This is a genomic window from Pseudomonas sp. EA_35y_Pfl2_R5, assembly GCF_963970805.1.
Lineage (GTDB): Bacteria > Pseudomonadota > Gammaproteobacteria > Pseudomonadales > Pseudomonadaceae > Aquipseudomonas.
The window spans coordinates 1-17739 of sequence record NZ_CAXAOW010000004.1; the positions used below are offsets into that span (position 1 = coordinate 1).

At 60.5% G+C, this 17739-nt stretch carries 17 protein-coding genes and 1 pseudogene; 12 read left to right on the plus strand and 6 right to left on the minus strand.

All coding sequences use genetic code 11. The features are described from left to right. Positions 1 to 252, plus strand: a pseudogene (locus AACX99_RS09995) (IS1595 family transposase); the annotation flags it as partial. Positions 253 to 302: 50 nt separating this feature from the next. On the opposite strand, the gene serA reads toward AACX99_RS09995, so the two are convergent. Beyond that, entirely contained in the window at positions 303 to 1532 is a 1230-nt protein-coding gene (gene serA, locus AACX99_RS10000) for a phosphoglycerate dehydrogenase (RefSeq protein ID WP_339411488.1), read from the minus strand. Between the two features lie 185 nt (positions 1533 to 1717). Here serA and AACX99_RS10005 point away from each other — a divergent pair, with 185 nt between their 5' ends. The 5 genes from AACX99_RS10005 to AACX99_RS10025 all read left to right on the plus strand — a co-directional run bounded on the left by AACX99_RS10005 (position 1718) and on the right by AACX99_RS10025 (position 6429). Continuing rightward, positions 1718 to 3112, plus strand: a complete 1395-nt coding sequence (locus AACX99_RS10005) for an FAD-binding oxidoreductase (RefSeq protein ID WP_339411490.1) — start codon at positions 1718 to 1720, stop codon at positions 3110 to 3112. Between the two features lie 160 nt (positions 3113 to 3272). Further along, on the plus strand, positions 3273 to 3938 hold the full coding sequence (locus AACX99_RS10010) for a fumarylacetoacetate hydrolase family protein (protein ID WP_339411491.1): 666 nt from the start codon (positions 3273 to 3275) through the stop codon (positions 3936 to 3938). A gap of 123 nt (positions 3939 to 4061) precedes the next feature. Beyond that, positions 4062 to 4988 (plus strand): SdiA-regulated domain-containing protein, encoded by a 927-nt coding sequence (locus AACX99_RS10015; RefSeq protein ID WP_339411493.1) that lies wholly within the window; start codon positions 4062 to 4064, stop codon positions 4986 to 4988. Between the two features lie 83 nt (positions 4989 to 5071). After that, positions 5072 to 5419: a NirD/YgiW/YdeI family stress tolerance protein gene (locus AACX99_RS10020; protein WP_339411494.1), complete on the plus strand. Its 348-nt coding sequence runs from the start codon at positions 5072 to 5074 to the stop codon at positions 5417 to 5419. A gap of 89 nt (positions 5420 to 5508) precedes the next feature. Then, positions 5509 to 6429: an SdiA-regulated domain-containing protein gene (locus tag AACX99_RS10025; RefSeq protein ID WP_339411495.1), complete on the plus strand. Its 921-nt coding sequence runs from the start codon at positions 5509 to 5511 to the stop codon at positions 6427 to 6429. Here AACX99_RS10025 and AACX99_RS10030 read toward each other — a convergent pair. Next, on the minus strand, positions 6410 to 7807 hold the full coding sequence (locus tag AACX99_RS10030) for a NorM family multidrug efflux MATE transporter (protein WP_339411496.1): 1398 nt from the start codon (positions 7805 to 7807) through the stop codon (positions 6410 to 6412). The two genes, AACX99_RS10025 and AACX99_RS10030, sit on opposite strands and share 20 nt — an antisense overlap. Before the next feature lie 138 nt (positions 7808 to 7945). On the opposite strand from AACX99_RS10030, the gene AACX99_RS10035 reads away from it, so the two are divergent. Next, entirely contained in the window at positions 7946 to 8875 is a 930-nt protein-coding gene (locus tag AACX99_RS10035) for a LysR substrate-binding domain-containing protein (protein ID WP_339411497.1), read from the plus strand. A 339-nt stretch (positions 8876 to 9214) separates the two neighbouring features. Then, positions 9215 to 10003, plus strand: coding sequence for a gamma-glutamyl-gamma-aminobutyrate hydrolase family protein (locus tag AACX99_RS10040; protein WP_339411498.1), 789 nt, complete (start codon positions 9215 to 9217; stop codon positions 10001 to 10003). 56 nt (positions 10004 to 10059) lie between these two features. Here AACX99_RS10040 and AACX99_RS10045 read toward each other — a convergent pair whose 3' ends face one another. Together AACX99_RS10045 and AACX99_RS10050 are read right to left on the minus strand one after the other, a co-directional pair. After that, positions 10060 to 11559 (minus strand): YifB family Mg chelatase-like AAA ATPase, encoded by a 1500-nt coding sequence (locus tag AACX99_RS10045; protein ID WP_339411499.1) that lies wholly within the window; start codon positions 11557 to 11559, stop codon positions 10060 to 10062. 39 nt (positions 11560 to 11598) lie between these two features. Continuing rightward, positions 11599 to 11868 carry an accessory factor UbiK family protein gene (locus AACX99_RS10050; protein WP_339411500.1) on the minus strand — a complete coding sequence of 90 codons (270 nt, stop codon included), beginning with the start codon at positions 11866 to 11868 and terminating at the stop codon, positions 11599 to 11601. A gap of 427 nt (positions 11869 to 12295) precedes the next feature. Here AACX99_RS10050 and glnK point away from each other — a divergent pair, with 427 nt between their 5' ends. The 4 genes from glnK to sutA all read left to right on the plus strand — a co-directional run bounded on the left by glnK (position 12296) and on the right by sutA (position 15970). After that, complete coding sequence (gene glnK / locus AACX99_RS10055; RefSeq protein WP_021700071.1) at positions 12296 to 12634, plus strand: P-II family nitrogen regulator; 339 nt, start codon at positions 12296 to 12298, stop codon at positions 12632 to 12634. Between the two features lie 36 nt (positions 12635 to 12670). Next, positions 12671 to 13984: an ammonium transporter gene (locus AACX99_RS10060; RefSeq protein WP_339411503.1), complete on the plus strand. Its 1314-nt coding sequence runs from the start codon at positions 12671 to 12673 to the stop codon at positions 13982 to 13984. A 77-nt stretch (positions 13985 to 14061) separates the two neighbouring features. Further along, positions 14062 to 15312: an ammonium transporter gene (locus tag AACX99_RS10065; RefSeq protein WP_339411504.1), complete on the plus strand. Its 1251-nt coding sequence runs from the start codon at positions 14062 to 14064 to the stop codon at positions 15310 to 15312. A 328-nt stretch (positions 15313 to 15640) separates the two neighbouring features. Beyond that, positions 15641 to 15970 carry a transcriptional regulator SutA gene (sutA, locus tag AACX99_RS10070; protein WP_339411506.1) on the plus strand — a complete coding sequence of 110 codons (330 nt, stop codon included), beginning with the start codon at positions 15641 to 15643 and terminating at the stop codon, positions 15968 to 15970. Positions 15971 to 16115: 145 nt separating this feature from the next. Here sutA and AACX99_RS10075 read toward each other — a convergent pair whose 3' ends face one another. Together AACX99_RS10075 and xerC are read right to left on the minus strand one after the other, a co-directional pair. Continuing rightward, a complete protein-coding gene (locus AACX99_RS10075; RefSeq protein WP_339411508.1) occupies positions 16116 to 16811 on the minus strand; it encodes an HAD family hydrolase in 696 nt (231 codons plus the stop codon). Then, positions 16808 to 17704 carry a tyrosine recombinase XerC gene (xerC, locus tag AACX99_RS10080; protein ID WP_339411510.1) on the minus strand — a complete coding sequence of 299 codons (897 nt, stop codon included), beginning with the start codon at positions 17702 to 17704 and terminating at the stop codon, positions 16808 to 16810. Before xerC ends, AACX99_RS10075 begins: the two co-directional genes overlap by 4 nt. Between the last annotated feature and the right edge of the window lie 35 nt (positions 17705 to 17739).

The window sequence follows — 17739 nt, forward strand, 5'->3', positions numbered from 1 at the left end:
ATTACTCACCATGTCGTCCACTCGCGCCCTGGCGAGCGGGTACGCCAGGGTGCTTTCCACATTCAGAATGTTAATGCCTACCACAGCCGACTGAAGAGTTGGATGACTCGCTTTCATGGTGTCGCCACCCGCTACCTCCCGAACTACCTGGGCTGGCGCCGCATGCTTGAACGCTATCAGCAGCGTATTCAGCCCGTTCACTGTATCCAGGAGGCGGTTGGTCGGACCATGCAACACGCGATTGGGACATAGCCAATAAAAAAGGGAGGCCTAAGCCTCCCTTCTTCATATCGTTGCCGCGCTTAGAACAGTACGCGGCTACGGATGGTGCCTTTAACGTGTTGCAGCTTCTCCAGCGCCAGATCGGAGTAATCGGCGTCGACGTCGATGACCACGTAGCCGACCTTGTCATTGGTCTGCAGGAATTGGCCGGAGATGTTGATGCCGTTTTCGGCGAACACGTTGTTGATCTCGCTCATCACGCCCGGGATGTTGGCGTGGATGTGCAGCAGGCGGTGCTTGCCCGGGTGCGCCGGCAGGGCCACTTCAGGGAAGTTGACCGAGGACACCGAGGTACCGTTGTCGCTGTACTTGACCAGCTTTTCAGCCACTTCCAGGCCGATGTTGGCCTGGGCTTCGGCAGTCGAACCACCGATATGCGGGGTCAGGATCACTCGGTCCAGGCCACGCAGCGGGCTTTCGAACTCTTCGTCATTGGACTTCGGTTCGACCGGGAACACGTCGATGGCGGCGCCAATCAGGTGCTCGTCCTTGATCGCGGCGGCCAGGTGATCCAGCTCGACCACGGTGCCGCGAGCGGCGTTGATCAGGATGCCGCCCTTTTTCATCGCGCGGATTTCCTTCTCGCCGATCATCCACTGGGTGGATGGCAGCTCAGGCACGTGCAGCGACACGATGTCGCACATGCCCAGCAGGTCGTGCAGCTTGGCGATCTGGGTGGCGTTGCCCAGCGGCAGTTTGGTCACGGTGTCATAGAAGAACACCTGCATGCCCATGGCTTCAGCGAGTACCGAGAGCTGGGTGCCGATCGAGCCGTAACCAACGATACCCAGCTTTTTGCCGCGGATTTCGAAGGAATTGGCTGCTGATTTGATCCAGCCGCCACGGTGGCAAGAGGCGTTCTTCTCGGGAATGCCGCGCAGCAGCAGGATGGCCTGGGCCAATACCAGCTCGGCTACCGAGCGGGTGTTCGAATACGGTGCGTTGAACACGGCGATACCGCGCTCGCGGGCGGCGTCGAGGTCCACCTGGTTGGTGCCGATGCAGAAGCAACCGACGGCCACCAGCTTGTTCGCGCAGTCGAACACTTCGGCTGTCAGCTGGGTGCGCGAGCGGATACCGATAAAGTGCGCGTCGGCGATCTTTTCTTTCAGCTCGTCGTCGGAGAGTGCGCCCTTGAGGTACTCGATGTTGGTGTAACCAGCGGCCTTCAGGGTGTCCACTGCATTCTGGTGGACGCCTTCAAGAAGAAGGAACTTGATCTTGCTCTTGTCGAGAGAGGTCTTGCTCATCGGAGTACCTGTTGTCCCACAAATAGTGTCAGGGAAGAGGCCGAGCGCCGCCGGCCGCAGGCCGCAGATCGGCGCGGGGGCACGATTCACGGGGGGCGTATGCTAGCATACGAGCCCCGCGAAACACCTACCCTGGCAGATGAAGCGTGCTCAGGGTGACCATGAATCGTTTGAGAGTTCCGTAGATGACCAACCCTGCGCTGATCGAAGAGCTGAAGACCCTGGTTGAGCCCGGCAAAGTGCTCACCGATGCCGATTCCCTCAATGCTTACGGCAAGGACTGGACCAAGCACTTCGCCCCAGCGCCGCTGGCGATTGCCTTCCCCAAGAGCATCAAGCAGGTCCAGGCTATCGTCCGTTGGGCCAATCAGCACAAGGTCGCGCTGGTGCCCTCCGGTGGCCGTACTGGGTTGTCCGCTGGCGCTGTGGCAGCCAATGGCGAAGTGGTCGTCGCCTTTGACTATATGAACCAGATTCTCGACTTCAATGAATTCGATCGCACCGCCGTTTGCCAGCCAGGTGTGGTGACCAAGCAGCTGCAGATGTTCGCCGAGGACAAAGGGCTGTATTACCCGGTGGACTTCGCCTCGGCCGGTTCCAGCCAGATCGGCGGCAATATCGGTACCAATGCCGGCGGCATCAAGGTGATTCGCTACGGCATGACCCGCAACTGGGTGGCCGGGCTGAAGGTGGTTACCGGCACCGGCGAGCTGCTGGAGCTGAACAAAGACCTGATCAAGAACGCCACCGGTTATGACATGCGCCAGCTGTTTATCGGTGCCGAAGGCACTCTGGGCTTCGTGGTTGAGGCCACCATGCGCCTGGATCGTGCACCAAAGAACCTTACCGCGATGGTGCTCGGCACCCCGGACTTCGACTCGATCATGCCGGTGCTGCATGCCTTCCAGAACAAGCTCGACCTGACGGCTTTCGAGTTCTTCTCCGACAAGGCCCTGGCCAAGATCATGGCACGTGGTGACGTGCCTCCAGCGTTTGAAACGGATTGCCCGTTCTACGCCCTGCTGGAATTCGAAGCCACCACCGAGGAAGTCGCCGAAGCAGCACTGGCCACCTTCGAGCATTGCGTTGAGCAGGGCTGGGTGTTGGACGGGGTGATGAGCCAGAGCGAGCAGCAGCTGCAGAACCTGTGGAAGCTGCGTGAGTACATCTCGGAGACCATCAGCCACTGGACGCCGTACAAGAACGATATCTCGGTTACTGTCTCGAAAGTTCCGGCATTTCTGCACGATATCGACGCCATCGTCGGCGAACACTACCCGGATTTCGAAATCGTCTGGTTCGGCCATATCGGCGACGGCAACCTGCACCTGAATATCCTGAAGCCGGAGAATCTGTCCAAGGACGAGTTCTTCGCCAAGTGCGCCACGGTCAACAAGTGGGTGTTCGAGACCGTGCAGAAGTACAACGGCTCGATCAGCGCCGAACACGGCGTGGGCATGACCAAACGCGATTACCTGACCTATAGCCGCTCGGAAGCCGAGATTGGCTATATGAAGGCGATCAAGGCGGTGTTCGACCCGAACGGGATTATGAACCCAGGCAAAATCTTCCCGCTCTGATGGCGTGGCGGCTGTTGCCTGCACCTTTGGTCGCAACGACAGCCCGTGAAGGTTCGTCCACCATGGGCGATCAACGATTCAGATCGTAGGGCGGGGTTACCGCTCTACGCCGCCTGCTCGCACAACGAGCGGCGTTATGCATTCCCATCAGGAGTTGCTTATGAGTTACCAGCATCAGTATGTCGATGGCACCCATATCCATTTCCCCATGGGCAAGGTGGTGTGTATCGGCCGCAATTACGCCGAGCACGCCAAGGAACTGAACAACCCGGTGCCAACCGAACCGTTACTGTTTATCAAGGCGGGCAGTTGTGTGGTGCCGCTGGATGACGGCTTCACCCTGGTCGAGGGCAAGGGTGACGTGCATTACGAAGCGGAAATTGCCGTACTGATCGGCAAGCCGCTGTCGCGTACGCCGAACGCCGAAGAAGTGCGTGATGCTATCTCCGGTTTCGCTCCGGCATTGGACCTGACCCTGCGTGACCTGCAGGCCACGCTCAAGGCCAAGGGTTACCCCTGGGAAACCGCCAAATCCTTCGACGGTGCCTGTGTGCTGGCACCGTTCGTACCGGGCGATGTCGTAGAAGACCTGGCCGATATCGGCATCCGTCTCTCGATCAACGGCGAGCTGCGTCAGGACGGCAGCAGCCGTGACATGCTCAACCCGATTCTGCCGATGATCCAACATATCTGCGGCCACTTCAGCCTGCAGCCTGGCGATGTAATCCTTACCGGTACGCCAGTGGGGGTCGGCCCGCTGCACAAGGGCGATGAGCTGGTGCTGGAGCTGGTTGGTCATAGCCACTTCGAGAGTCGCGCGCTCTGACTGCAATGCCTGAGTCGCCCCGTTGGTAACGGGCACCTGGAGGTGCCCGCTGACTGATGGCGTAACAGAAACTTAAGCGTTGCTCTCTAGTCTGATAGCCATCGTTCTTATTGGGTGTGTGCGATGTCGATCTGGATTTCTTGGTTGGCGCGTCTGCGCTGGCTAATCCTGCTGTTATTGCTTGTAGCCTGTGGGTTGCTGGTCAGTTATAGCCACTGGGACGATCGCCTGTCCTTCTGGGTTCACGAACAGCAGGTGAGCGCTGCCGAACAGTCGCGTAGCATCTGGCTGCCGGGCTATAGGGCCGTATTACAGGGCAAGCCGTTGCAGGGGCTGGATGAGGTGTCGGGACTCACCTACAGCGCCGCCAGCAATACCCTGTTTACCGTGACTGGCTACGATCCTCAACTGATCGAGTTGTCACTTGATGGTCAGGTGATGCGGCGTATCGATCTGCATGGTTTTGCCAATCCAGAAGGCGTGGAAATGCTCACTGATGGGCGTTTGGCGATCATCGATGAGCGCAAGCATACCCTGACAACTTTCAAGCTGGACGCTCTAACTCGCAGTCTGGAATTTGCCGACTATCCCTCGTTTGACCTCGGCTTTGCAGGCGCTGGCAATAATGGCTTCGAGGGCATCGCCTGGGACTCGCGCAATAAGCGTGTATTGCTAGGCAAGGAGCGTGCGCCTTTAGGGTTATTCAGCATGCCGTTCCCGGGTGAGGATGGGGCCGCAGGTACTTTGCAACCGCTGTCCTCGGAACGCTTGTTTCTGCGTGATATTTCTTCACTGACCTACGATGCCCGAACTGGTAACTCCCTGGTGCTTTCTGATGAGTCCCGCTTGTTACTGGAAGTGGACGGCGGAGGTGAGCCGGTCAGTTTTATTAGCCTGGCCACGGGCATGAATGGCCTGCGCAGTGGTATCAAACAGGCCGAAGGGGTAACCATGGATTCGGCCGGCAATATCTATATCGTCAGCGAGCCCAACCTGTTCTATGTCCTGCGCAAGGAGCCGGTGGCTGAACAGCCCGCTGCTGCGGATTAAGTTTGGCTTAAGCACCGTTTAAGCCTGGCTTCAGCTAGGCCCTCTAATCTGACCCCATCACCTAACTGATTAGAGGGTTACCCATGAAGCGTTTCACTTTGGCTCTGTTGCTGGTCCCACTGTTTTCCACTGCCGCGATGGCCACCGGTTACACCGGCCCAGGCGCCACTGCTCAGGTCACCACCGTGGCTGCGGCGCTGGACGCTGCCGACGATACGCCGGTAGTGCTGCAAGGGCAGATCGTCAAGCGTCTGCAGGATGAGCTGTATGAGTTTAAAGACGCCAGCGGCACCATCAATGTTGAGATCGACGATGAGCATTGGCCAGCCCAGGCCGTTTCCGAAACGGCTAAGGTGAAAATCACTGGCGAGGTCGACCGAGACCTGACCAGCCGCGAAATCGATGTCGAGTACCTCGAGCTAGTCAAGTAAGCCGCATCCATCATCTGCCCGCGTCAGCCCGAAGCTCTGCTTCGGGCTGACGCCGTTGTGTCCCCCGTTATTGTTGAGAGTGAAGCGCCATGCGAGATCATTTAACCCTGAAGCGCCTGTTACTCAGCCTGGTTGCGCTGGCGCTGTTGCTACTTGGCTTGGCCGCCCAGGAGTACCGTCTGTTTGAGCGTGCCTGGTTCAATGTGCAGCAATGGCAACAACCGGGCAAAGGGCTGCAAACTTCCGTGCTGTTGTCGGATTACCAGGTGGATATCGAGGCCAAGGTGATTCAGGGGCTAAATGATGATGTCTCTGCGCTGACCTACGATCCGGACCGCAATAGCCTGTTTACTGTGACCAACCAGAATCCGCAGTTGATTGAGCTGTCGCTGGATGGCGAGCTGTTGCGGCGTATCGACCTACATGGTTTTGGCGACGCCGAGGCAGTCGAGTACATCAGTCCTGGCTTGTACGTCATCAGCGATGAGCGCCAGCATCGTCTGATCAAAGTGCGGGTGGACGATGCCACCACTGAGCTGCATGCCGACCAGGCGCAGCAGTTCTCCCTGGGTATCGGCCTGAATGGCAACAAGGGCTTTGAAGGGTTGGCCTACGACTCGGTCGGCCAGCGCCTGTTTGTTGCCAAGGAGCGCGATCCGATGCGTATCTACGAGATTCACGGCTTCCCCCAGCGGGATCCGCAGCAACCCTTCGCGGTGCATGTGGTGGATGATCAGAAGCGCGATGCCGGGTTGTTTGTCCGCGATCTGTCCAGTCTGCAGTTTGATGAGCGCAGCGGCCATCTGTTGGCGTTGTCCGATGAGTCGCGACTGGTGCTGGAGCTGAATATCAAGGGCAAGCCGATCAGCAGTTTGTCGCTGCTCGGTGGGCGTAATGGTCTGAGCCGCAGTGTGCCCCAGGGAGAGGGCATCGCCATGGATAACCAGGGCGTGCTCTATCTGGTCAGCGAGCCCAATCTGTTTTATCGCTTCAAGAAACCAGGCGTCTAGCGCGTGACGTGACTGCTGCGACCGCCGGTGGCAGCAGGCGTGCGGTCTTCCATTCAAAGCCCAGGGTCAGGCCAATAGCGGCACAGGCCAGGCCGCCGGCCAGCCCCCACCACACGCCTTCAGCGCCCCAGCCCAGCGGGAAGGCTAGAGCCCAGGCCAGTGGCGCCCCAACAGCCCAATAGCAGCCGAGGCCGACCCAGAAGGTGGTCTTGGCATCCTTGAGGCCGCGTATCGCGCCCATGGCGATGGTCTGGATGCCGTCAAAAAACTCGAACCAGGCGGCAATCGCCAGCAGCGCTACGGCCAGGGATACCACCTCGGCATAGGTGCTGTCCGTGTGGTCGAGAAACAGTCCGACCACCCAGTGCGGCGCCAGCCAGAACAGGCAGGCGAAACCCAGCATGCACAGCGCGCCCAATCCCAGGCCCAGGCGACCGGCGTGGCGTGCCTGTAGCAGGCGGCCGGCACCGAAGTGTTGACCGATGCGGAAGGTTACCGCGTAGGAAATCCCCACCGGCACCATAAAGGCCACGTACACCGACATGATCGCGATCTGGTGCGCCGCCAGCTGGGTGCTGCCCAGCGCGCCCATGCACAGCGCGGCAAAGGCAAACAACCCGGACTCCACCGCATAGGTGCCGCCAATCGGCAGGCCCAGGCGCAGCAGCTCTTTCAGCTCGGCCCAGACCGGCCGCAGCAGCCCGCGCCATAGCGGGTAAGGGCTATAAGCGCTGTGGTGCAGCACATGCCAGGCCAGCAGCAGCGCCATGACATTCATCACCACGGCGGTGACTAGGCCGATGCCAGCCAGGCCCAGTGGCGGCAGGCCGAACCAGCCCTTGATCAGCGCATAGTTGAGGATGAAGTTGGCCAGCGCGCCGCCGATGCTGATGGCCATCACCGGGCCAGGGCGGCCGATGGCGCTGGTAAAGCCGCGCAGCGCCATAAAACTCATATAGCCGGGTAGGGCAAATACCAGGGTGGAGAGAAACTGCATGCCGCCACTGACGTTCTCCGGCTGCTGGCCGAAATACAGCAGCGCCGGGCCTAGGTTCCACAGCGCCAGGCCGGCCAGCAGCGCTAGACCCCAGCCGAGCCACAGACCGTTCTGCGTCAGTCGGGTAACGCCGGCGGCGTCTTGCGCGCCGTGACGGATCGCCACCAAATTGCCGACCGAGGCAATCACCCCAACGCAGAATATCGACACAAAGGAATAACTGGCCGCGCCCAGCCCGCCGGCCGCCAGGGTTGCGGGGCCGAGTAGGCCCATCATCACCGTATCGGTAAATACCATCAGTACATGTGCCAGTTGCGCAGCAATCAACGGCCCGGCGAGTTTCAGGATGGCGCGCAGTTCGTCACGAAGCGGATGCAGCATGATGAGTTCTACTCAGTTAGAAGGCTTGCCCGGGTCATCCGCGCAGGCAGAGAATGCGCCTATTCTCATAAGCCAGCCGTGGCAGCACAAAAGGATAATAGCGATGACACGCATGACTATTACTCATGGATTACGGTCGTGAGCCAGCGCTTGCCGCCGCTCTATGCCCTGCGCGCTTTCGAGGCGGCAGCACGGCACAGCTCCTTTACCCGCGCCGCCGAAGAACTGGCGATCACCCAGAGTGCGGTCAGCCGGCATGTGCGCACTCTGGAGGAGCACTTCGCCTGCCGGCTGTTCGAGCGCCGCGGCCGCAGCCTGCAACTCAGCGAAACCGCGCGCATGCTGCTGCCGGGGCTGCGCGATGGTTTTGAGGCGTTGGAGCGCGCCTGCAACACCCTGCGCGTCGACGACGCGGTGTTGCGTCTGAAGGCCCCGTCGACCTTGACCATGCGTTGGTTGCTGGCGCGCCTGTCGCGCTATCGCCTGAGCAGCGCCAGTGAGGTGCAACTGACCAGCGCCTGGATGGACGTGGACAAGGTGGACTTTCTGCATGAGCCGTTCGACTGCGCCGTGCTGCTCAGTCAGGGCGACTTCCCGGAGGAGTGGGAGAGCACCGAGCTGTTTGCCGAATGGTTGATTCCGGTCTGTGCGCCTGAATCCTTGAGCGAACAGCCCTGGGATCTGCCACGTCTGCAGGCCGCCGAACTGCTGCATCCGACGCCAGATCGCCGTGACTGGCGACAGTGGCTGCAGGCAATGGGCCTGGCGGATCAGGTGCCGCTCAAGGGCGGTCAGGTATTCGACACCCTGGAGTTGGGCATGGTGGCGGCGGCGCGTGGCTATGGCGTGTCGATCGGTGATCTGGTGATGGTCGCCGAGGATGTCGCGCAAGGGCGGCTCGGCCTGCCATGGCCCAGCGCGGTGCCCAGCGGTTGCAGCTACTACCTGGTATGGCCCAAGGCACGCCGAGGCCAGGAGCGTTTTCGTCGTTTGCGCGACTATCTGGTGGCGGATGTGGCGGCGATGCAGTTGCCCGTGGTCGAACGGGTGGGCAATCGGGCGCGTTAGCACGGCAGCGCATAAGGCGTAAAAAATATTGGACTATCGTTTGGCGGCTTTATCAGACTAATGCTGTTAAAACAGCAGCTTGCTTTGTTTTTTGGGCTGAGTTGTCTGCTGCTTGCGGTCTGATTTCTTAACAATACGCGCTTATTTGTTTGACATATTTTACGGCTTTGGCAGACTGGCTTCCGGGTTGTGACTGCCAGGTGAGCGTTTCTTGCGCAGCTGATGCCGCTGTGGCGGACATCTAGACAGGCACAATCAGCCGTAAAACAGAAGGCGCGCGACAGCCGTCAGCCTTCTGCACAACAACGGCAGCCAATCCCGGCTGCCCCAAGGTGATGTATGTCCAACAACAATACGAAACAGCGCCCAGGCGCGCGTAAACCGGTTGTCCTGATGTCCATGGGCGCTCAAGAGCGCAAAGGGCATGCCTATCAAGTCATGACCCACAAATACATATCTCCTCTGGTTGAACTGTCTGGCTGTGTGCCGCTGCTGGCGCCGAGCTGCTGCGGCGCCGACGATATCGAGCAATACCTGTCAATGGTCGACGGCGTGTACCTGACCGGTGCGGGCAGCAATATCGACCCAGCCCTCTACGGCCAGGAAAACCTGACTCCGACCAAGGGCCAGGATAAGGGCCGTGATCTGTTTGATATTCCACTGATTCGCGGCGCGTTGGCCCGTGGTCTGCCGCTGTTCGCGATCTGCCGTGGCATGCAGGAAATTAACGTGGCCCTGGGCGGCAATATTCACCAGAAGGCTTACGAGGTCGACGGCATTGATGACCACCGCGAGGACTCCGGCGATCCGGTAGATGTGCAGTACGCCGACAGTCATACCGTACAGGCGTTACCCGGCAGTTGGTTTGCCGAGTTGATGGGTGATGCGCCGTTTGCGGTCAACTCGTTGCATGGTCAGGCGCTGGACAAGCTGGGTGAAGGCATCGAAGCCTTGGCCCATGCCGACGATGGCCTGGTTGAGGCGATTCACCTGCCGGGCACTGAGCAGTTCACTCTGGCGGTGCAGTGGCATCCAGAGTGGCAGGCGGCGCAGAACCCGCACTCGGTGAAAATCTTCCAGGCGTTCGGTGATGCCTGTCGTGAGCAGCTGGCCCGCCGCGAGCAGTAAGGGTTCTAGCTCCATATAAAGAAGCCCCGCATGCGGGGCTTCTTTATGGCTGCGATTCAGGTACCGCTGATACTGAGGCGGTATTGCAAGGCTTCACCCAGGTGGCTGCGGTGGATATGCGCGGCACTGTCCAGGTCGGCCAGGGTGCGCGCCACCTTCAACACCCGGTGCGCCGCACGCAGGCTCAGGCCGAGGCGTTCGCAGGCGTTTTCCAGCCACTGGCGGTCTTCGCCCTGCAGGCTGCAATGCTGCTGGACGCCGTTAAGATCCAGATGCGCATTGGCGCAGCCCTGGCGTGCCTGTTGCTGCTGGCGAGCCTGTACGACCTGGGCGGCCAGTTCGGCGCTGCTTGGGCCGGGTTCGGCGTTGGCATCCAGCCGGGTGGTTTCCCGTGGCACGCTGAGGTGCAGGTCGATGCGGTCGAGCAGCGGGCCGGAGAGTTTGCCGCGGTAGCGCTGGATCTGCTCGCTGGAACAGCGGCAGCGCCCGGACGGATCGCCTAGATGTCCACAGGGGCAGGGGTTCATCGCCGCCACCAGCTGAAAGCGCGCGGGAAAGCGCACCTTGTCGCGGGCGCGGGCAATCACGATTTGCCCGCTTTCCAAAGGCTCACGTAAGACCTCCAACACTTTTCTGTCGAATTCAGGCAGCTCGTCCAGAAAAAGCACGCCGTGATGGGCCAAGGTAATTTCGCCAGGTTGCGGGCGACTGCCCCCGCCGACCAGCGCCGGGCCGGATGCACTGTGATGAGGCGTTCTAAAGGGCCTTTGCGGCCAGGCGCTTAGCGGCGTGTGACTGGCCACGGAATGAATGGCCGCCACTTCCAGTGCTTCCTGTTCATCCAGTGGTGGCAGCAGGCCCGGCAGGCGGCTGGCCAGCAGGGTTTTGCCGGTGCCGGGTGGCCCAGTAAACAGCAGGTTGTGCGAGCCGGCCGCCGCCACCAGCAGCGCGCGTTTGGCGGCGATCTGCCCCTGTACCTCGGCCAGATCGGGGTAGGGCAGCACTTGGCGCAGCAAGCCCTGAGCCTGATAGGGCGCAATCGGCGTTTGGCCATTGAGGTGGGCGGCGACTTCCAGCAGGTGCTCGACGGCAATCACCGTCAGCCCGGACGCCAGGCTGGCTTCTTCGGCATTGGCCTTGGGCACCACTAAGGTGCGTCCGGCGGCACGGGCGGCCAGGGCTGCGGGTAAGACGCCCTGTACTGGGCGGATCGCCCCGGACAGCGCCAACTCGCCGAGGCATTCGAGGTGTTCCAGCGCGCTGGCCGGCACCTGGCCACTGGCTGCGAGAATGCCGAGGGCAATCGCAAGGTCAAAGCGCCCGCCGTCTTTGGGCAAGTCCGCTGGAGCCAGGTTCAATGTGATCCTGCGTGGGGGAAAATCGAAGGCGCAGTTGAGGATGGCGCTGCGCACGCGGTCCTTGCTTTCCTTGACGGCGGTTTCCGGCAAACCGACCAGTGCCAGCGAGGGCAGGCCGTTGGCCAGATGGGCTTCAACAGTGACGGAGGGGGCTTCAACTCCCACCTGGGCGCGGCTGTGGACTATGGCCAGGGACATCGATCACTCCTTGATCGGCTGATGCATCCGCTGCGGGCGTTACTCGCTGGGGGCTGGGGCGTCTGCGCTGCGCGCTTCCATCTCGGCGACTTTAGCTTCGAGGGCTTCCAGGCGAGCGCGGGTGCGGGCCAGTACGACCATCTGGCTGTCGAACTCATCGCGGCTGACCAGGTCGAGCTTGCTGAAGGCGCTCTGCAATAGCACTTTGAATTGGGCTTCGAATTCGCCGCGGGGCAAGGGGGCGTCGCCGTTGAACAGGCGCGAGGCATGGGTGGTCAGGGCGTCTAACAGGGCTTTAGGTGGCAGCATGGTGAGGTTCCGTTTACAGGTGGCGGCAGTGTAGCACGCAGCTTTATCTGGCTTGCCGGGCGGGTCCGGAACGGCGTTGGCAGGTTCTGCACAGTTTTCGCGCGCTGCTTGGCGGGCCGTTGCACCGTTGTTGTGCGCTGGCTGTTGGCTATTACCGCGCTAAAACGCCTGTTTAACGGGTAACTGCATGAAATAAATCGGTTTTGCCTGATCTGGCAAGCTTTCTGCTTTGTCTCTGCTGACGCATGCACCGATGCAGTTCCGGTGCGTCAGGCGAAGCGGGGAAGTGTTTCGTCGGGAGCGGTTGGTGAGCATCGGTGCCGCTGGGTCAGGGCTGCGATGCATTACAAAAGCCAGGCACTGCGCTTAGACTTGGGCCGGGTTCGTAATTCCTGGGGCAAGTCCACCATACACGGGAGAGAGTTACATGAAGCTAGTCACTGCCATCATCAAGCCGTTCAAGCTGGACGACGTCCGTGAGTCACTGTCGGAGATCGGCGTGCAGGGCATCACTGTCACTGAAGTCAAAGGCTTCGGTCGTCAGAAAGGCCATACCGAGCTGTACCGCGGCGCTGAATACGTGGTCGATTTCTTGCCAAAAGTGAAAATCGACGTGGCCATCGCTGATGATCAACTCGATCGCGTGATTGAGGCCATCACCAAGGCTGCTAACACCGGCAAAATCGGTGACGGCAAGATTTTCGTTGTAAACCTGGAACAGGCGATCCGCATCCGTACCGGCGAAACCGGCACCGACGCAGTTTAAGCCTCCGAACGAACCCCACGCCCCAGGAGTTAAACCATGACTCTGCGAAAAATCGCAGGGCTAGGAGCCCTTTTGTCTCTCGTTCCTGGCTTTGCCATGGCAGAAGAGGCAAGCCTGAACAGCGGCGACACCGCTTGGATGTTGGTCGCCACTGTACTGGTGCTGTTTATGACCATCCCCGGTCTGGCGCTTTTCTACGCCGGCATGGTGCGTTCGAAGAACGTGCTGTCGGTGTTGATGCAGTGTTTTGCAGTAACCGGGTTGATCAGCATTCTGTGGGTCGTCTACGGCTACAGCCTGGCCTTTGATACCACTGGCATGGAGCAAGGGGTGGTCAACCTCAACTCCTTCGTCGGCGGTTTCTCCAAAGCCTTCCTATCTGGTTTGACCCTGGACAGCCTGGTGGCTGGGATTCCAGAGAGCGTGTTCATCACCTTTCAGATGACCTTCGCCATCATCACCCCGGCGTTGATCGTCGGTGCCTTTGCCGAGCGCATGAAGTTCTCGGCCATGCTGATCTTCATGGCGGTGTGGTTCACCCTGGTTTATGCGCCCATCGCGCACATGGTCTGGGGCGGCGATGGTGCATTGATGTGGGACTGGGGCGTGCTCGACTTTGCGGGCGGCACCGTGGTGCACATCAACGCCGGTATCGCCGGCCTGGTGGCCTGTCTGGTGCTGGGCAAACGCAAGGGCTTTCCAACGACTGCCATGCCGCCGCACAACCTTGGCTACACCCTGATCGGCGCAAGCATGCTCTGGGTCGGCTGGTTCGGCTTCAACGCAGGCTCTGCACTGGCCGCTAACGGTAGCGCCGGTATGGCCATGCTGGTAACCCAAATTGCCACCGCTACCGCGGCGCTGAGCTGGATGTTCGCCGAGTGGATCACTCACCGCAAACCAAGCGTTCTGGGCATTGCCTCGGGCGCTGTGGCGGGTCTGGTGGCGATCACTCCGGCGTCCGGTACGGCGGGGCCGATGGGCGCTCTGGCGATTGGTCTGGCAAGTGGGGCGATCTGTTTCTTCTGCGCCACCAGCCTGAAACGCAAGCTGGGTTATGACGATTCCCTCGACGTGTTCGGCGTGCATGCCGTGGGCGGCATTGTCGGTGCCATTCTCACCGGGGCGTTCGCCGCACCGGCCTTGGGTGGCTTCGGCACGGTGGAAGATATTCCGGCGCAGTTGTGGATCCAGTTCGAGGGGGTGGCCTTCACCGTGGTGTACACCGCGGTGGTGACCTTCGTGATTCTGAAAGTGATCGACCTAGTAATGGGCCTGCGTGTCAGCGAAGAGGAAGAGACCATCGGTCTCGATCTCGCCCTGCATAACGAGCGCGGCTACAACCTGTAAGCACACGGAGCGCGTCCGGCGCCAACCCGGACGTCTTAACCGAATAGCGCTAAAAAGCGCACGGCAAGAGGTGAACCATGGACAACACAGCATTGACTGCATTGCAGTACGGTTTTGATACCTTCTACTTTTTGGTTTGCGGCGCCCTGGTAATGTGGATGGCAGCGGGTTTTGCCATGCTCGAATCCGGTCTGGTGCGAGCCAAGAACACCACCGAAATTCTCACCAAGAACATCGCCCTGTACGCAGTGGCGAGCATCATGTACCTGGTGATCGGCTACCACATCATGTACTCCAGTCCAGAAGGCGGCATCCTGCCAAGCCTGGGCTTCCTGCTGGGTGACGAGAACAGCGTTGAGTCGGTTCTGGCTGGCGGTGACGATGCCCCTTACTACTCGGCTCGTTCGGACTTCTTCTTCCAGGTGGTGTTTGCCGCAACCTGCATGTCGATCGTTTCCGGTGCCGTGGCTGAGCGCATGAAGCTGTTTGCCTTCCTGGCATTCGCTGTGGTCATGACCGGTTTCATCTACCCGATACAGGGCTTCTGGAAATGGGGTTCGGGTTTCCTTAACGAAGCGGGCTTCCTCGACTTCGCCGGTTCTGGCGTGGTGCACATGGCCGGTGCGACTGCTGCTCTGGCTGGCGTACTGCTGCTCGGCGCACGTAAAGGCAAGTACGGCCCGAACGGCCAGGTCAACGCCATCCCGGGTGCCAACCTGCCAATGGCAGCGCTGGGTACCTTTATCCTGTGGATGGGCTGGTTTGGCTTCAACGGTGGCTCGCAGCTGAAGATGAGTACCATCGAAGATGCCAACGCCGTGGCCAACGTGTTCGTTAACACCAACATGGCGGCTGCCGGTGGCTTGATCGCGGCACTGATCGTGGCGCGCATCCTGTTCGGCAAGGCTGACCTGACCATGGCCCTCAACGGTGCCCTGGCTGGCCTGGTGGCAATCACTGCCGAGCCGCTGACCCCGACTGCCCTGCAAGCCACCCTGATCGGCGGCGTGGGTGGCGTGCTGGTGGTGTTCTCGATCCTTGGCCTGGACAAGCTCAAGCTCGACGATCCAGTCGGTGCCATCTCCGTTCACGGTGTGGTCGGTATCTGGGGCCTGCTGGCTGTCTGCCTGACCAATAGCGACGCCACCATTGGCGCACAGCTGTTGGGTATCGGCGCGATCTTCGCCTGGGTCTTTGTGGCCAGCCTGATCGTCTGGTCCATCATCAAACTGGTGATCGGCCTGCGTGTCAGCGAGGAAGAAGAATACGAAGGCGTGGACATCGCCGAATGCGGTATGGAAGCCTATCCGGAATTCACCAAGCGTTGATTTCCTCGGGTTTCAACAAGGGCGCCTCAGGGCGCCCTTTTTTATAGCCTGCCATCCCTGGCGGCCACCCTCCGGGCCGTCGCTGCGCGACGTTAAAAATTGCTCCAGGCAATTTTTTCTGCAGCCAGTTCAAGGTTGTGGTTTTTCAGCGTGCGCGCGGTTGTGATGGAGCGGCAACAGACCCTAGAATGCGCGCCGTTGAGCGCAATTTGCCGATGAGCAGCGCTCAGCCCAAGGCAAGGCCACTGGATTTTTTATCAGCGACGTTAGAAAGCTGACGCAGCTGGGCTATAACTACTCTGCTTTTCGCAAGTCATGAGGTTGGAACATGAGCGACGAAGATCTGGAACAAGACGAATTAGAAGGCGCCGACGAGGACGAAGGCGAGGAGCTGGCTGCCGCCGATGATGGCGATAGCAGCGATGATGGCGATGGTGACGACGAAGTCGTACCCGCCAGCAAAGGCAAAAAGGCTAAAGCCGCCGTCGACGTAGAAGAACTGCCGAGCATCGAAGCCAAGCAGAAAGAGCGTGATGCGCTGGCCCGCGCCATGGAAGAGTTCCTCTCCCGTGGTGGCAAGGTGCAGGAAGTCGAGCCGAATGTGGTCTCTGATCCGCCCAAAAAGCCGGACAGCAAGTACGGCAGCCGCCCTATTTAAGCGCTTGCCGTAAAAGTAAAAAGCCCGCAGGCCATAAGTCTGCGGGCTTTTTTGTGTGCGATGTCTTGTGAAGGCTGATTTTGTAGGGTGGATGACGCTTTATCCATCCACCGCTCATCGTCTGCCGGCGCCGTGCGTCTTCAGCCTACGTCCAGCTATGCAGTAACGTTGGCAGCTCGGCCAGGCTGCGAATTTGTCCGTCCGGCGTGTTGTCAGCTTCCCAGGCTTTGCCCTGGGGGTTGAACCAGATCGCTCGCATGCCGGCAGCCTGCGCGCCGCCGATATCGTCGCTGGGGTGATCGCCGATATGCACGGCGTGCTCCGCGGCGATTCCCGCGCGCTTCAGAGCTTCGGTAAAAGGTTTCGGGTCGGGTTTACCGACGCCAAGCTCCTCGGCGCAGAGGGCGAACTGGAAGTAATCGGCTAGGCCCAGGCGGCGCACATCGGCATTGCCGTTAGTGATCACCCCTAGCTGGAAACGATTGGCCAGGGCTTCGAGCGTGGGATGTACTTCTGCGAACAACTGGACCTGATGGCGTGCGGCGAGAAATACCTGAAAGCCGGCTTCGGCTAGCGCCTGTGCATCCGCGTTGGCATAACCGGCATCCGTCAGGGCGTGCAACAGAATGCGCCTGCGCAGTTCGCTAAGGCGATGCTTGAGCATCGGCTCGGCCTGCAGCAAGGTGCCGCGAATCGACCACAGGTGCTCCACTGGTACTGCCCCGAGGCGCGGCGCGTGCATTGCCAGCCAGTTGCGCAGCGCCGCTTCGGCGTCCTGCATCACCGGGGTGACATCCCACAGGGTGTCGTCGAGGTCGAAGGTAATCAGCTGAATGCTCATTCTGTACTGCCTTTGCGTTTGGCCCTGGGGTGCGCCTGGTCATAGACCGTGGCCAGGTGCTGGAAATCCAGGTGGGTGTAGACCTGGGTGGTGGCGATATCGGCGTGGCCAAGCAGCTCCTGCACCGCGCGTAGGTCCTGCGACGACTCCAGCATATGACTGGCGAAACTGTGACGCAGCATATGCGGATGCAAGTGCTGACCCAGCTCACGCACGCCGGCCTGGCGCACTCGCAGTTGCACGGCGCGCGGGCCGATGCGCCGGCCCTGTTGGCTGATAAACACCGCGCCATCTGCTGGGTTGGCCAGTGCACGCAGCGGCAGCCATTGCTCCATGGCCTCGCGTGCCATGCGCCCGAGCGGTAATTCGCGGGTCTTGTTGCCTTTACCGATGACGCGTACTAGGCCGGCGGGCAGATCGAGGCCTTCCAGATTGAGGCCCACCAGCTCCGATAGGCGCAAGCCTGAGGAGTAGAACAGCTCGAGCATGGCCTGGTCGCGGCGGGCAATAAAGTCGTCTTCCAGTGCGCCATCGAGCAGCTGCGCGGTGCGGTCGGCGTCGAGGGTTTTCGGCAGGCGACGTTCGCCCTTGGGTGGCATCAGGCCGCTGGCTGGATCACTTTGGCAATGGCTCTCGCGAATCAGGTAACGGTACAGGCCGCGGGTAGCCGAGAGCAGGCGCGCCAGGCTGCGGCTGGACTGACCCTGCATATTCAGGCGACCGACCATGCGGCGCAGGCGCGCGGTGTCGAGTGCCGCCCAGCTATCGATCTGCTCTTGGGTGCAGAGCCCTAGCAGCGTGCTCAAGTCGTGGCGGTAGCCGGTCAGGGTGTGAGGGGAAAGCTGGCGCTCGCTGCGCAGGTGTTCTAGGTAGGCATCCAATAGGTCTTGCATGGAAGCTCCCTGTGGCGTGCTCGGCGCGATATTTG